13 protein-coding genes and 1 tRNA gene are annotated in these 15,692 nt (G+C 44.3%); 7 read left to right on the top strand and 7 right to left on the bottom strand.

Annotated elements, in window-relative coordinates:
• The first annotated feature begins 6 nt into the window (after positions 1-6).
• Together B4V02_RS17935 and B4V02_RS17930 are read left to right on the top strand one after the other, a co-directional pair.
• On the top strand, positions 7-723 hold the full coding sequence (locus B4V02_RS17935; protein WP_094155813.1) for a hypothetical protein: 717 nt from the start codon (positions 7-9) through the stop codon (positions 721-723).
• Between the two features lie 208 nt (positions 724-931).
• The gene (locus B4V02_RS17930; RefSeq protein WP_094155812.1) at positions 932-1,489 is read left to right on the top strand and encodes a hypothetical protein; all 558 of its coding nucleotides are present in this window, start codon (positions 932-934) and stop codon (positions 1,487-1,489) included.
• A 171-nt stretch (positions 1,490-1,660) separates the two neighbouring features.
• On the opposite strand, the gene B4V02_RS17925 is transcribed toward B4V02_RS17930, so the two are convergent.
• On the bottom strand, positions 1,661-1,873 hold the full coding sequence (locus B4V02_RS17925) for a helix-turn-helix domain-containing protein (RefSeq protein WP_094155811.1): 213 nt from the start codon (positions 1,871-1,873) through the stop codon (positions 1,661-1,663).
• A 324-nt stretch (positions 1,874-2,197) separates the two neighbouring features.
• Between B4V02_RS17925 and B4V02_RS17920 the strand changes: the two genes are divergently transcribed.
• Complete coding sequence (locus B4V02_RS17920) at positions 2,198-2,563, top strand: hypothetical protein (protein ID WP_094155810.1); 366 nt, start codon at positions 2,198-2,200, stop codon at positions 2,561-2,563.
• Between the two features lie 79 nt (positions 2,564-2,642).
• Here the strand turns inward: B4V02_RS17920 and B4V02_RS17915 are convergent, their stop codons facing one another.
• Positions 2,643-2,948, bottom strand: a complete 306-nt coding sequence (locus B4V02_RS17915) for a hypothetical protein (protein ID WP_094155809.1) — start codon at positions 2,946-2,948, stop codon at positions 2,643-2,645.
• A gap of 133 nt (positions 2,949-3,081) precedes the next feature.
• On the opposite strand from B4V02_RS17915, the gene B4V02_RS17910 reads away from it, so the two are divergent.
• Positions 3,082-3,155 (top strand) — tRNA-Pro (locus B4V02_RS17910).
• A gap of 310 nt (positions 3,156-3,465) precedes the next feature.
• Here the strand turns inward: B4V02_RS17910 and B4V02_RS17905 are convergent.
• The 4 genes from B4V02_RS17905 to licT form a co-directional block, all read right to left on the bottom strand.
• Entirely contained in the window at positions 3,466-4,737 is a 1,272-nt protein-coding gene (locus tag B4V02_RS17905; protein WP_094155808.1) for an MFS transporter, read from the bottom strand.
• Between the two features lie 251 nt (positions 4,738-4,988).
• Complete coding sequence (locus B4V02_RS17900; protein WP_094155807.1) at positions 4,989-6,452, bottom strand: glycoside hydrolase family 1 protein; 1,464 nt, start codon at positions 6,450-6,452, stop codon at positions 4,989-4,991.
• A gap of 24 nt (positions 6,453-6,476) precedes the next feature.
• Positions 6,477-8,387: a beta-glucoside-specific PTS transporter subunit IIABC gene (locus B4V02_RS17895; protein WP_094155806.1), complete on the bottom strand. Its 1,911-nt coding sequence runs from the start codon at positions 8,385-8,387 to the stop codon at positions 6,477-6,479.
• Between the two features lie 113 nt (positions 8,388-8,500).
• Positions 8,501-9,334 (bottom strand): BglG family transcription antiterminator LicT, encoded by an 834-nt coding sequence (gene licT / locus B4V02_RS17890; protein ID WP_010349261.1) that lies wholly within the window; start codon positions 9,332-9,334, stop codon positions 8,501-8,503.
• Between the two features lie 433 nt (positions 9,335-9,767).
• Here licT and B4V02_RS17885 point away from each other — a divergent pair, with 433 nt between their 5' ends.
• The 3 genes from B4V02_RS17885 to B4V02_RS17875 all read left to right on the top strand — a co-directional run bounded on the left by B4V02_RS17885 (position 9,768) and on the right by B4V02_RS17875 (position 14,617).
• Positions 9,768-12,659, top strand: a complete 2,892-nt coding sequence (locus B4V02_RS17885) for a 2-oxoglutarate dehydrogenase E1 component (RefSeq protein WP_094155805.1) — start codon at positions 9,768-9,770, stop codon at positions 12,657-12,659.
• A gap of 5 nt (positions 12,660-12,664) precedes the next feature.
• Positions 12,665-13,951 carry a 2-oxoglutarate dehydrogenase complex dihydrolipoyllysine-residue succinyltransferase gene (odhB, locus tag B4V02_RS17880; RefSeq protein ID WP_094155804.1) on the top strand — a complete coding sequence of 429 codons (1,287 nt, stop codon included), beginning with the start codon at positions 12,665-12,667 and terminating at the stop codon, positions 13,949-13,951.
• Between the two features lie 135 nt (positions 13,952-14,086).
• Positions 14,087-14,617: a YfiT family bacillithiol transferase gene (locus B4V02_RS17875; RefSeq protein ID WP_007429505.1), complete on the top strand. Its 531-nt coding sequence runs from the start codon at positions 14,087-14,089 to the stop codon at positions 14,615-14,617.
• Positions 14,618-14,703: 86 nt separating this feature from the next.
• Here the strand turns inward: B4V02_RS17875 and B4V02_RS17870 are convergent, their stop codons facing one another.
• Positions 14,704-15,681, bottom strand: a complete 978-nt coding sequence (locus tag B4V02_RS17870; protein ID WP_094155803.1) for an alpha/beta fold hydrolase — start codon at positions 15,679-15,681, stop codon at positions 14,704-14,706.
• Between the last annotated feature and the right edge of the window lie 11 nt (positions 15,682-15,692).

Genomic DNA, 15,692 nt, shown 5'->3' with positions numbered 1-15,692 from the left:
TGTTGCGTGAAAATATCCAAGATTATTAAACAAACTATAGGGAAGAAACTAGAAAACCTGAATTTTGCCCACGAGTATTTAAATAATACATGGATTTTCACTAGGGTAGTCAATGGATTTAAGGAAACGATACAAATTGAAAAAAGCTATTGGTCAGAAAATGCGCTTCGGATTACTTTTATGACTGAGGCAGAGTCAGTTTATAGTTTTTATTTCATTGATGGATCAAAGATGGAGAAATTGCATTACTATGAGGATGAAGAGTCATTACGAGATATATTCATCACCCTAGAAGAGATTATTGATCAGCATGCTCTAAAATGGTTTGAAGAGAATGTGCCTAAAGATACGCTTCCTCCTGCAAATTTTTTGGATAAAGGATGGTTTGAGAAGCTACAGAAATTTGTTGAGGTAAATAACATAGACTTTAAAGATGAAAATTCATTAAAAACCATCGAATTTTTGCTAATTTCAGAGCCGACGGAGGAAACTATCGTATTATCAAGCTATTTCTTGGGAGAATTGTTTATTCAAACGTTAGATGGAGAATGGGATTACGATCAAAATTATGGTCCATATATTAAAAATATAGGAGGAATAAATAATTTTAATAGAAGACCTTATAAAACTATTAAGAATTTTGCTAATAATCCTCACCATGAATCTATTATCAGACCCTATCAGGCCATTGCTGGAACTGTAAAGAATGTTAAGGGTCAATAGGAAATAATAAAGTTAATTGAGAGCAAAAAACATGTCCGGTATTATTATTAGTCTAAGGTGATTCTTTAATAGTGAGTTTGTAATTTAACCACATGGATTAGCTCTGTGTGGTTTTTCTTTTCTATAAGTTTAAGAGGAGTTGGGACACTGTATTAATTGTACAAGTTTATACATCCAAAAGAAGGAACTAAAGGAGAAAAATATATAAATGAACTATGAATTAATGCAACCACCATTTGAGATGAAAGAATACTCAGAAATGAGTAAAAATGAAGCGAAAGAACATTTTAATTGGTTTAAACAACAAATACCTTCGCGTTTAGAGCAACTTGGCGCATTTTCACAGATACATCTGGATTATAGTGATCGTTCGCTAATAGATATTTGGGAATGGTATCTAAGGAATGTACAGATTCAAAGTAAAAGTGCTTCGGAATTAGAAGAGGAGCATTCAGAAACCGAAGAATGGTTGAAAAGCTATATATACGAAAAAAAACTCGACACAAAATCCCAAGCTTTTACACTGGACATCGGAATTTATCTGGGGGAAGTTGTAAAAAGTAATCATAGTGGGTTGGATTGGGGAGTTGTTTTTAAACCAAAGTCGTATGTTAGCGTTAATCGCCCTGTTATCACTGGTTTGACGAAGGAAAAAGATATGGATGTGATCATGATCGTAACGAATAAAATGTTTGCAGTATTAAAGGGACAACGTAACCCTAATGCATTATTTGATATTTATCATACATGGGAAGAGTTTATTTGAAATCGCTGATTATGAAGGATTTAACGATGATCGAATCAAATTCAGTGGGAAGATTGGTTTGAGTATTATATAAAAAATGGAGAGCCGGAAGTGTGTCAACGGCTCTCTTCGTCGTCTTCCGGTAAATATTCGATCTGTTCACCAGGGAGTCTAAGGATTCTAGAAAGTGTATTAATTTGCATCATCCTCTACATACTCGATTACATCTTGAACATGGCAGTCTAGAGCTTTACAAATTTTATCTAGCGTATCGAATTTCACGCCGTCTGTTTCTTCGTTGTAAAGTTTAGTTATTCCGTTTCTATGTAATCCAGTCATGCGGGAAAGCTCAGCAATATTTATTCGTTTTTCACCCATAATACGGGAAAGATGAATCTTTATCATATTTTCCTCCAGCCGAATGCACTCTATAGTGTTTAAAATTGATATCAAAGTATTGACAATATACATCACCTGATGTATATTGAGATTAACAAAAATAACACTACAGTGTGCTTTTAATTTATTATAATGTGCTTTATAAACGTTATGATAATATGCTCATCGTATCAAAACGTTTTAAAATTAGCAATAAATATTGTACAAACACCTATTTGTTAAAACAGCAATCAATAGAAGAAAGGACAGATAAATGCCATAAATAATAATGCTCACAACTTCGATTAATATTCTCCTGAAAAAATAAGCCAACGAATGGAGCGGGGATTTATGCTGGAATCGGTAATGGGATTGGAACGGGTATCCATGGTTCAGGGGCCGTATGATTTACCTCATATGTATGAGATATGCGAAGGAGTTCTTTATGACCGACAGTATTTCTTTTACCTTGAAAACGGTATACTGTGCTTGCGCCATGTGAAGAAGGTAGAACAACCATATCATACGCATCTTTACCTGGATGGAGAGAGTGGAGGTCTGCAACTGGCAGAGGGGGTACAAGGGGAGGTTATGCAAGTTGTTACGGAGATCATCGAGCGCTTGCGCGCCAAGGATGGGCTGACATTTTTATTCGACGAGCCGCTGTGGCTATATGGCAGGGGGCCTATTGAATTAAACCTTTTCAAAAAAGGATGAAGTGACTCTAGGCAGCCTACAACTTCTACGAAAAGTGATCCTGTTCGCTACATTATTGAATTTTCCAAATGAAAAAAGCTTACTGTTTCAGTGAATGTACCAGTTGTTGACTGATAAATACGAGTGGATTATGAGTCAATTTTGCCAATTCCAGCATCACAGCACCAGCAGAAGGGCTAAAGCCCCAATCACCTCCGAATAATGTGGTTTGCTGCTGTTCTGATGTAGGTGACTGAGGTTCTACCAAGCCATATTGCTCCGCTATTCTCTCTTTCGTTTCTTGATCAATGACAAGGTTCTCCTGTGCAAAGGTATAGCAGACAGGAACGCTTAACTGTATTAAAAGAAGTAAGGCTGCGGGTATGATTATTTTTTTGCTCTGCATGGTTCGCTCCTGTGAACTCAAGTTATTGGGCGCTTATTTTTTTGTATCAATCGATCTAAATAATCCCTTTACAGGCTTTTATGACCAGATTATAATGGTAAATAACAGCATCGATCTACATACACTGGTTTATCGGGGTATAGCGCAGCTAGGTAGCGCGCACCCTTGGGGTGGGTGAGGTCGTGGGTTCGAATCCCGCTACTCCGATTACAATCCAAATGTCCAGCTGACGCAGATATTGCGCCTGCCGGGCATTTTTTTATGGTTTGGAGCCCTGTTTACCAATAAGTACATACAAGAAATAAGAGGAAACATGTACTTCGTTATTTGAAATATTAAAGACCTTATCGGTCTTTGTTTCTACTGGATTTTTCGTGTGTTGTTTTTGACGCGCTAGTCGTATGCAACGAATGTACATGCTTGTGGAGCATGAGAAATTAGTTATCTCAGTTTCAGATAGAAGTGCTGATGTAGTGGATAACTTCAATGCCTCCATGTATGACTTCTTTTAATTTGCCTATAAAGATTCCTGAATGGCTTTAGAAGAAGTGTCGTAATCAGCATAACGGGGGAGCACAATAGTGTAGTATATTCCTACAATAACGGTACAGATCCCAACTAATAAAAACAAGACTTCAATTGAAATAAATGAAGGAAAGCTTACAGCAATGAAACCCAATGTAAGAGATTGGGACAGCATCATTAACGGATTAATTAAACCTTGCACACGTCCCATCATTTGAGGATCTACAATACAAGGCAGCCATCCTCCTATGCCGATATTAATGAACGGAAGTACCAGTGCAATGGCGAAGTCGATAATCAAAAAAACATAGAGGTGATTAACAAATCCAAGTATGCATATACCAATTCCGGCGACCAGAACTCCCGCTGCAATCATTTGGTGCAGCTTTAGCTTGGCGGAGATAAGGGAAGCGATTAAGGTGCCAAGCAACACACCTGATCCAAAAATAATACTTGTCCATACCATATACTGCTCATAGTTGTCTGGAGCTAGCTTATATTTAAGAATAAACATCGGTAAAACACTAAATCCCCCATTTAAAATACCGAACATAAAAAAGCCTGAAACCAACCAAATCAATAGTCTGTTGCGTAATATGTAAAGAAACCCTTGTTTAAAGTCATGCATGACCAGTTTGAATTTTAATTGCTTAAATTGATGTGCCCCGTTCGGAAGGCGTACTTCCTTTTGAATTTTGCAGGAACGAATAAGCAAAGCAGAAACAATAAAAGAAACAGCATCAATTAGGATGGCTCCAGTAATTCCAAAATGCCAGTAAACGACGGCCCCCAGAGTTGCTCCAAATAACATGAAAAGACTCCCTATCATTTGATTGAGGCCTGCTGCAATGGTGTAATCATCTTTGCTCAAGATTCCCTGTATAAGGGCACTTTCGGCTGGGAAAAAAAATTTGGAAGCAGCACTACGGATGAAGAGGAAGGCAAATATCAAAGGAATAGAATCAACCCAAATAAAAATGAGCAAACATAAGGATAATAAAGCGCTGATCCAGTCACAATTAACAGCGATTTTTTGTCGGTCCATCCGATCTGCAAGTACTCCAACTACGAGAAATACTGCCAGCATCGGGAGCGAATACATTAACTCGGCAAGCGTTGCATAGTATGGCTGATTCGTAAACCGTTTCAACAAATAAAACATGAATGCAGTAACCCCAATAATTCCTCCCAATTGTGAGGCGAACGTTGCCAGAAAAAGCCTGACATAATTCTTGTTTCTGAGTATTTGTTTTAATCCAGTCACAGTTCCATCCCTTTCGCTTTCAAAGCGGTTTTTAGATGCCTAATTAAAATAATAGTGAAAAGTAGGAATATTGTACAGAAAAGTGACTTTAATGTCACTTTAAGTTTGAATTTGCATCGTATCGGACCCTTTGGCTTTTAAGAGCAACATAAACTAAACAGCCAGCCGCCGCTTGATTCCGACGACTGGCTGTTTAACTTGCCAGGTGTTTTGGTTCCTGATTCACTTATGGGGGGAGTCCCCAATCTTAATTAAGCTAAATCCTCGCCATTTGTTGCGATTACTTTTTTGTACCAGTCAAAGCTTTTCTTCTTTTTGCGGTTAAGGGTTCCGTGACCTTCGTCATCCTGATCCACATAAATAAATCCGTAGCGTTTGGACATTTCTGAAGTGGATGCACTGATGATATCAATCGCTCCCCAACTGGTATAGCCCATCACTTCAACGCCATCCAGAATGGCTTCTTTTAATTGTCCAATATGTTGTCTGAAATAATCAATACGGTAATCATCTATAATAGAGCCGTCTTCTTCAATAGTATCCTTAGCCCCTAATCCGTTTTCCACTACAAATAATGGCAATTGATAGCGATCATAAAGTTCTTTCAAAACCGTTCTCAAGCCGATCGGGTCCAACTGCCAGCCCCATTCTGTTACCTTCAGATTTGGGTTTTTAACTGTACTGTACAGGTTACCTCCTGTAGATCCATATTTCTCCGGCGTAGTAGTGGAGATAAGGGATGTATAATAGCTGAAGGAAATAAAGTCGACCGTATTTTTTTTCAAAATCTGATCGTCCTCTGCTTCTTTTACAATATGAATCTGATGCTCCTCAAAATAGCGCTTAATGATTGGCGGGTAGCTGCCGCGGGCCTGAACATCGGTGTGCAGCAAATTCATCTGGTTGTCGAACTGAGCTTGCTGTACATCCTCGGGGCTGCTCGTAGCAGGATAATGGATCATTCTGGCTAACATGCAGCCAATTTGAAACACGGGGTTAATCTCACGTGCTCTTTTCGTTGCTAGACTACTGGCAACGAACTGATGATGTAATGCCTGATAGGACGCTTGCAGCAGGTTAACTTCTTTGTCACCGACAATTCCGCCGCCTGTGAACGGTTCAATGATCGTTGTATTGATTTCATTAAAGGTCAGCCAGTATTTTACTTTATCCTGATATCGGTTCATAACGGTCTCTGCATACTTTACAAAGAACGAAATGACTTTTCTGTTTGCCCAACCGCCATAATTCAATACCAGCGTCATCGGCATTTCATAATGGGATAGCGTTACCAGAGGCTCAATACCGTATTTGCGTAGCTCGTCGAAAACATTGTCATAGAATTGTAGGCCAGCCTCATTTGGCTCATGGTCGTCTCCATTAGGGAAAATGCGGCTCCAGTTAATGGAGAGACGGAATGTTTTGAAGCCCATTTCTGCAAACAATGCAATATCTTCTCTATAATGATGATAAAAATCAATTCCATAACGCTTTGGATAACCCGCGGCTGTTTTGGTTGTCATGGCCTCTGCAATCGTTTCGCTGGATACGTGCATGAGGGCGCTTAAGTTGGCATAGTCTTTTTTCTTATAATAAGGAACCATGTCTGCGGTAGACAAGCCTTTGCCATCTGCGTCAAATGCCCCCTCTGCTTGATTGGCGGCGATAGCACCTCCCCATAGGAAATGCTCTGGAAATACTTGTGTTTTACTCATGAGTGTATGCTCCTTTATCGGTTTTTAGATTTCTACCTTCAGCACAGGCTCCTTCATGGTGATGTCACCCAGCTTGATGGGAAAAACAGATTGATAGTCGCTTGTGTTGGTGACAACCATCGCTGTGGTGATGTCATAATCCTTAGCGATATGCTCCAGATCGAATGAGAGCAGCTTATCGCCAGCTTGAACTACATCGCCAGCTTGAACATGGGCTTCAAAAAACTGCCCACGCAGCTTAACGGTATTGATGCCCACATGGATGAGCAGCTCTGCACCGTCATTACTGCGAATAACCATGGCGTGTTTAGTCTTGAACACATTTAACACAGTGCCATTTACAGGAGAGGACAGTTCTCCAATAACAGGAACAAAGGCAACACCTTTGCCCATCAGTTCGTCACCGAATGTCGGATCATTCACTTCCTTCAGCGGAATCGAACGGCCTGTCATGGGAGCAAGAATCGTCTCATTGGTAGCTCGAATATTTAAATCTTCCTGCGGTTCTTTAGAGGAATCTGTCGAGTCGTCACGGTCTGTAGAATAAGTGGTCGTTTCGCTCGTGGTTTGCACAGCTTCGCCACTCTGTTCTTCGTTAATGCCGAGCAGGATAGCTGCGATTGTGGCTACCACGAATGCGATCAACATACCGCCCACTGCATACCAGAAGGTGGGTCCAATCAATGCAGGCAGCCCTGGAATTCCCCCGTTTCCTGCCAGCACATAGGCATTGGCACCAAAGGCAAGAGAGAACCCGCCGCCTGCAGCACTACCGATCATACCTGCTATAAAAGGTCGCTTATATTTCATATTCACTCCATACATAGCAGGCTCGGTAACACCCATAAGTGCTGTCACACTTGTAGAAAATGCCACAGATTTAAGTTTTTTATCTCTAGCACGGAAAAATACGCCCATGGTTGCTCCTGCCTGACCCATATTGGAGATGTAGGTTAGCGGCAGGAATTTGTCAAAACCCAGTTTAGCCAAATTACTGATGATGACTGGAACCAGCGCATAGTGCATGCCTGTCATCACGATCAATGCCATAGCCCCGCCCAAAATAATACCTGCAATCCAGCCGCCTTCCGAAATAAGCCAATTGATACCGCCAGACAGTCCACTACCGATCAGAGTACCCAGCGGACCAATGGCGATCAGTGTAACTGGAACGACAATAATCATCGTAATTAAGGGCACAAGCAGCAGCTTAAAAGATGAAGGAATGATACGGTCTACGCCCCTTTGCACATAAGACATCAACCAAATGGCAAGAAGGATAGGGATAACGGAGGACGCATAAGTAACAGCGGTAACCGGAACACCGATAAAAGAAACAGCATGACCACTTGATAATAACGCCCCCATGTCAGGGTACATGAGTGCTGCGCTCACAGCAACGGCCACATAAGGATTACATCCAAATTTACGAGCCGCACTCACAGCAATCAGTAAAGGTAAGAAATAAAAGACTCCGTCCCCGATCGCTGAGAAAATTCGGTACGTATCCGTCCCCGCTGTAAGCCAGCCTACGGATACGAGCAAGGCAATCAATCCTTTGAGCAAGCCCGCACCAGCAATGGCAGGTAAAATAGGGGCAAACACACCTGCAATAAACTCGAACAAGTTAGAGATCGCATTTTGTTTCTTTTTTTCAGAAGACTTCTTTTCGGTGGAGTCGTTCTTTAGGACAGGGTATAGATGCGCCATTGCATCGAATACTTTGCTGACTTCATTGCCGATAATGACCTGGAATTGATCTCCAGATACATTGGTTCCCATAACCTTATCCAACTTCTTTAATTCATCCTGCTTGACCTTACCGTTATCCTTGAGATCAAAGCGTAAGCGTGTAACGCAATGGTATACGGAGTTAATATTGTCTGTTCCACCAACAGAGTCGACAATTTTTTTGGCAGTTTCCTGCTGATCCATCTTGAATTCCTCCTATTTTTAGATAAAAAAAACCTGAATGAGCAGACCCACGTATCGTGAGCCTTTTCATTCAGGTTTTGCCTGATTTAACAGTTACAAGCCTGGATAATATTTTATTTTCTTTTTATGAGGCGCTCCAAATGAAGTGTCAGGTACAACTGCTCAGAGTGCGTCATGGTATACTCGTAATTCTTTTGAATAAACTTCTCAATTTTCCCAATGCATTTAAAAGTGCCCGCATAATTTTTTTTCACGACTTCATACAAATATTCTTCTGCATCGTCGTGGCTCGAGTGTGTAATCACGCGCTGGCAAAAATATTTGAGGTGTGTAATAAAACGGAAGTAATTCGCGCTATCCTCATTAAACTCCATATTAAAATGATATTTGATAATATTCATGATTTCCTGGAGCAGCTGCATCATATGAGTAACATCATTCATCGAATCATTAATTTCAGCATTCACGAAATGAAGGGCGATATTACAAATCTCTTCCTTTGGGAATTCAATGCCCAGACGTTCGCGCAAAAGTGTCAGTGATTCTTTGGCAGCGTCATACTCAGCTTTATAGAAATGCTGAATCTCCCATGACAGTGGATTGCGTACAATCATGTCATGCTCCATACGCTGAATAGCAAAATGAATATGATCTGACAAGGAGACATAAATGCCATCACTTATTTTTTTGTTCAACTGCGTGCGCGCCAGACTAACAATGTCATCGGTGACTTGTAAAATATCAATCGGAACTTCCATGACAGTGGCTTTAAACTTCTCATAAATATTTGCATCCTGCAGACGGAAAATTTTCTCAATCCGCTTCTCGTCAATCGGATCACCCGCACGGAAGTTAAACCCGATACCCCGGCCGAGGATAAGCAACTCCTGGTTTTTATCATCCACCGTGCTGACGATATTATTGTTGAAAATTTGTTTAATTATCACATCGAATCACCCATTTTGAGGAATAAAAAAAGGCAAAACTACAACAGAACGAAATATCATCTCTGTTGTGGTTTTGCCCGCATTACCGGTAACAAGCCTCACGAGATAAGTTATCATGATCTGAAAACGTTGTCAACTTTTTTTGTGATTAGGATATCCTTTTATGCCACATTCTAATCTTTAAGTGCTAAAGGCTACTATAACCCGATTGATCTCATTTACGCATGGATATGTTGAGAAAAAGGAAATGCTCATAGCTAGAAAAGTTTATACAATGGAAGAGAAATAAGAATTGTGAAATTCGACTTTTGATGTAGGATTTCATATAATGTGAGCATATTGTGAACAACTTAAATTGAAGGCTTAACAAAAAACAAAATTAAAAATGATTTCCGTCCAGCTATGAATTTCAAAATTTGACGGAGGGAACGAGATGACAATGGAAGAGAGCAGCAGACAGGTACCTTGGCAGACGTATTACGGGCCTAATCTAGGTTATGTGCAGGACCAGTATGAAAAGTATGTAGCGGACCCCGGAACGGTTGATCCGGCTTACCGCGAGCTGTTTGATCAATGGGGCGAGCCGCCGCAATCCGAATACTCGGCTGCTTCCATGATAGACTACAAATTGCAAGGACCCCCCGCAAGTGCTCTGGGGAGCCTCGACTCGAACACATTACAGAAAGCGGTTACAGCGGGGAAAATGGTGTGGAACATCCGTGAATACGGGCATTTGGCCGCCCAAATAGATCCCCTGGAACTGGATGCTGAGCAGGATACACGCTTGCTTGATCCAGCATCCTATGGCTTAACTGAACAGGACTTAAAGGCTTTTCCGGCCTCTTTAATATGGGATAACGCTCCTGCGGGAACACTTAACGGATGGGAAGCCATTCAACGGTTGCGTGTAGCATACACAGGGCCGATTGCCTATGAATTTAGTCACATTCATGATGAGGAGGAACGCCGCTGGTTGAACAGCTATGCAGAATCCGGCTGGTCCTCCAAGCCACTCACAACACAGGAACGCAAGGCGCTGCTGGGCAGATTGGTAGAGGTAGAGCAGTTCGAAGAGTTTTTGCATAAAACGTTTGTCGGACAGAAGCGTTTTTCCATCGAGGGCAATGATGTGCTTGTACCCGTACTCGACGAGATCATTCGACTCACGACGAATGCAGGAGCAAGCCACGTCCTGATGGGAATGGCGCACCGGGGCCGTTTGAATGTGCTGGCTCATGTGCTGGGCAAGCCTTATAGCAAAATTTTCTCTGAATTTCATCATTCTCCGAATAAGGATCTGATCCCGTCGGAAGGCTCTACCGGAATTAACTACGGCTGGACTGGAGATGTGAAGTATCATCTGGGTGCCGATCGGTTTGTAAAGGATGGAGAAGCGGTACAAGCCCGCCTGACATTGGCGAATAACCCGAGTCACCTGGAGTATGTGAATCCGGTCGTCCAAGGCTTTTCCCGCGCAGCGCAGGAAGACCGCAGTGAAGCAGGCTATCCGAAGCTGGATGTCAGCAAGGCGGCTACGATTATCATGCATGGCGATGCGGCTTTCCCGGGTGAGGGTATCGTGGCAGAATCGCTTAATTTTACAAATTTGCGTGGCTTCCGTAATGGCGGTACGGTTCATATTATTGTGAATAATCGTCTGGGCTTTACGACAGAGAGTGTTGATTCACGTTCGACCCGTTATGCCAGCGATCTGGCCAAGGGCTACGAAATCCCGATTGTACACGTGAACGCGGATAATCCTGAAGCCTGCATTGCAGCGGCACGTATGGCTGGCGAATACCGCAATCGCTTCAAGAAGGATTTTCTGATTGATCTGATTGGGTATCGTCGTTATGGTCACAATGAATCCGATGACCCGGAAACAACCCAGCCGCTGGTGTATCGCAAGGTGAAGAATCATCCGACGGTGAGCAAATTGTATGCTCAAAATCTGATGAAGCAGGGTATTGTGGATGAAGCATTTAGTGCCGGCCTCATTGAAAAGGTGCAAAACCGACTGAAGGAAGCGCATGAGCATGTGAAGAATCAACCGGAAGAGGAACCTGAGATTACGGCTGTTAAGGCAACAAAAAATCAGGGCTCTGCGGTCCGTACTGCGGTGGAATTGAAAAAGCTGCGGCAAATCAATGAAAACTTGCTCAAATGGCCAAAAGATTTTCATGTATATCCGAAGCTGGATCGCATTTTACAGCGTAGAAAAACAGCTCTGAACGAAGGGGAAAAGGTAGATTGGAGCTTGGCGGAGACGCTGGCCCTGGCTACTATCCTCGCAGATGGCAAGCCGATTCGCATGACGGGTCAGGATGCGGAGCGGGCGACCTTTGCTCACCGTAACCTCGTGCTGCATGAGCCTGAAACCGGCAATACACATTGCCCGCTGCATACATTGCCGGAAGCGCGCGCCTCGTTCAGTATTCATAATAGCCCTTTATCTGAGGCATCTGTGCTCGGCTTTGAATATGGGTATAATGTGTTTTCTCCTGAGACATTGGTCATTTGGGAAGCACAATTCGGCGATTTTGCGAACTGCGCTCAGGTTATTTTCGACCAATTTATTTCCGCGGGCCGTGCCAAATGGAGACAGAAATCCAGTTTGGTGATGCTGTTACCGCATGGCAGTGAAGGACAAGGACCGGAGCATACGAGTGCACGGCTGGAGCGTTTCCTCCAGTTGTCTGCACAAAATAACTGGACTGTCGCCAATCTGAGCAGTGCCTCACAGTATTTTCATCTGCTGCGCCGTCAGGCTGCATTAAGCGAAAGTGAGGAAGCGCGTCCGCTTGTGATGATGTCGCCGAAAAGCCTGATTCGCAACAACCGTGTCGCTTCGCCCGCTTCTGAGTTCAGCGAGGGAACATTCCGTCCTGTGCTGGAGCAGCCCGGCCTGGGTGCACGCCCGGATCGTGTAGAGCGCATTGTACTGTGCAGTGGCAAAATTGCGATTGATCTGGAAGAGGCTTTGGAGAAGGATAAAAATGAGGCAGAGGAGCGCCTGCACATTATTCGTGTGGAGCAGTTGTACCCCTTTCCGGAAGAGGAAATTCGAAATATTTTCAGCCGCTTCTCGCATGTTAAAGAATTCGTATGGGCTCAGGAAGAACCTAAAAATATGGGGGCCTGGAGTTACATTGAGCCTCGTCTGCGGAATGTTGTACCGCAAGGAGCGGAAATTCGTTACGCAGGCAGACCGGAACGTTCCAGCCCGGCGAGCGGCTATCAGCAAGTGCACAGCCTAGAACAGCAGCGAATTATTCAATCAGCGTTGAAGCAGGATTCCAAAAACAATATTACATTGGGGAGGTAGCGGCTGTGAGCGATATTTTAGTGCCGGCAATGGGAGAATCCATCACGGAAGGAACAATTTCCAAATGGCTTGTGAAGGAAGGGGATTCTGTAGGACAGGGGGATGTTCTACTGGAGCTGGAAACGGATAAGGTCAATCTGGAAATTAGTGCAGAAGAAGCGGGAGTCGTCCAGAAGATCCTTCGTCAGGAGGGAGAGACCGTGTCCATCGGTGAAGCTGTTGGCTTGATCGGAAGTGGTAGCGGTAACGCAGCAGCCAGCGCCGGAGAAGCAGCAGCGACCAAAGCGCCGGAGGCACCGCCCGTAGCGACTACGACGGCTTCTGCAGCAGCGGAAAAGGCCGCACAGCCTATTTCGTCTAATAATGATGTGGGAAATCAGACGGCATCTCCATCCGCCCGGAAGCTGGCGCGTGAACGCGGCATTGATCTGGAGCAGGTACAGGGAAAAGACCCGCTCGGACGTGTGTTCCAGGGAGATGTCAAAACGCATACGAACAGCGCTGAGGTTGCGCGTGCGGCATCGACTGCACCTGCGTCTCCCGCTGCCAACAAGCCTGCGGCTTCGTCTCCATCTCCAACGGAGTATAGCAAGCCTGTAGAACGCCAGCGGATGTCTCGTCGCAGAGCGACGATTGCCAAGCGTCTTGTTGAAGCGCAGCAAACAGCCGCTATGCTTACCACTTTTAATGAAGTGGATATGACCGCCATTCTCGATGTTCGCAAACGCCGTAAAGATAAGTTCAAGGAGAAGCATGATGTAGGGCTGGGCTTTATGTCCTTCTTTACGAAAGCAGTGGTTGGCGCACTCAAGCAATTCCCTACCGTGAATGCAGAAATTAACGGCGATGATATTGTACTGAAAAAATACTATGATATCGGGATTGCTGTATCTGCCAAGGAAGGTTTGGTCGTGCCAGTCGTACGGGACGCTGACCGTCTCGGCTTTGCTGAAATAGAGAAAAGCATTGCAGATTTGGCTGGCAAAGCACGCTCCAACTCGCTTTCGCTGGCAGATTTGCAAGGTGGAACCTTTACCATTACCAATGGAGGTATTTTTGGTTCCCTGCTGTCTACGCCAATTCTGAACACCCCGCAGGTGGGTATTTTGGGAATGCACAAAATCCAGCTTCGCCCGATTGCAATTGACGAGGAGCGTATGGAAAATCGTCCGATGATGTACATCGCCTTGTCTTACGATCACCGGATTATCGATGGCAGCGAAGCGGTTCGCTTCTTGGTAACGGTCAAAGAATTGCTGGAAGATCCGGAATCCCTGCTGCTGGAGGGATAATAGAGATCCAGCTGTATTCAGGCAGATGGATATGAAAAAAGCAGACTCTTGCGGGTCTGCTTTTTTTCCTGCATAGTTACACCATAAGATTCAGACCTAATAGACACTCAGATGCAGAGAAGGGCGGGGATTGTTTTGGACAAAGATTTGCGCTACCCGATTGGGCCGTTCGTCGTTCCGGATATGATTACAGAAGAACAGCTTCTGGCATGGATTCACGACATTGCTGAACTGCCTTCGCAGCTTCGTCAGGCGGTTGAGGGATTGAATGAGCAGCAGCTTAATACGCCTTATCGTGAAGGGGGCTGGACGATAAGACAGGTTGTTCATCATTTGGCAGACAGCCATATGAACAGCTATATTCGTTTTAAGCTGGCGCTGACGGAGGATACACCGACAATCAAGCCATACGATGAGGGACGTTGGGCCGAAATGCCAGACGCCAGGGAACTTCCACTGGAACCCTCGCTGCAATTGCTGGAAGGGCTGCATGAACGGTGGGCCACCGTGTTGCGATCATTAGGAGAAGATCAGCTGCATCGAACGTTTATTCATCCTGAATCAGGCCAGACGATCCGGCTCGAACGAAACATCGGCATCTATGCCTGGCACGGCAAGCATCATACAGCTCATATCACCTCCTTAAGGGAACGGAATGCATGGTGATTTTCAACATAAGCTGAACTGAAAAAAAAGAAACCTTTAAACTCACGTTAACCGTGGTTTTGAAGGTTTCTCTTATTAAGAGCTATTTATAAAGATGCCTTAGGGCCTCCAGACAAAACAGAAACAGAGGTCGTTGCTGCGTTAATATGACGGTCCAGCCAGTCAACAATGTCACTCATGACCTCATCACGGTTTGTTTCATGCAGCATCTCATGGCGGCCATCAGGGTAGAGGCGATATTCCAGATCCTGAAGCTCCAGGCTTCGGTACATATCGACCAGCGATAATACACCTTTACCGAACAATCCCACCGGATCACGATCCCCGGCAAATATGTAGACTGGCAGTTTAGGGTTAATGCTTTCCAGCGAGGAAGGCCAATGGATTTCCTGCAGCAGCCTGAAGAAATCAAGAAAAAAGCTTGTCGTACAGATGGCTCCACACCATGGATCATGTACGAATTGATCTACTTCCTCTGGATCACGGGATAGCCAGTCAAATGCCGTACGCACCGGACGAAAGGAGCGGTTAAACCCTCCGAAGACCATCGCATTGAGCAGCATGCTGCGATGATCCATTCCTTGCAGCTTGGCTTGTACCAAGGCGACCTGCTCTCCGAGCTTTAACAGACCACGCCGCCCGTTCGTTCCCGATAAAATAAACCCCTGATACACCTGCCTGTCGTCATACATTATTTTTTGGGTTAAAAAGGAGCCCATGCTGTGACCCAGCAAAAAACGAGGCTGATTTGGGAACTCCTTAGCCGCAATTTCGCCTAGCTCCAGCATGCCGTTTGCCATTCGATTGAACGCGTCTGCTCCCGGCATACCGAGCTTATCAAGATCACCAGCTGTACGCCCGTGACCGATATGATCGTTGGCATACACAACGTAGCCGGAAGCAGTGAGCTTATCGGCCAGTCGGATATAGCGGTAGGACCTCTCACACATGCCATGTGAAATTTGTACAATCCCCTTTAGGGGTATCTGCTGATCGGGCAGCCAGCGGTAGGCAAAAAGCTCGGTTCCGTCGTTTTCAACGATGGTGAAGGTGTATTCCCGCATGATTAGACATC

The organism is Paenibacillus kribbensis (assembly GCF_002240415.1).
Taxonomy (GTDB): Bacteria; Bacillota; Bacilli; order Paenibacillales; family Paenibacillaceae; genus Paenibacillus; species Paenibacillus kribbensis.
The sequence above is the reverse complement of the archived record's forward strand: the minus strand, read 5'-3'. Positions and strand labels throughout refer to the sequence as shown.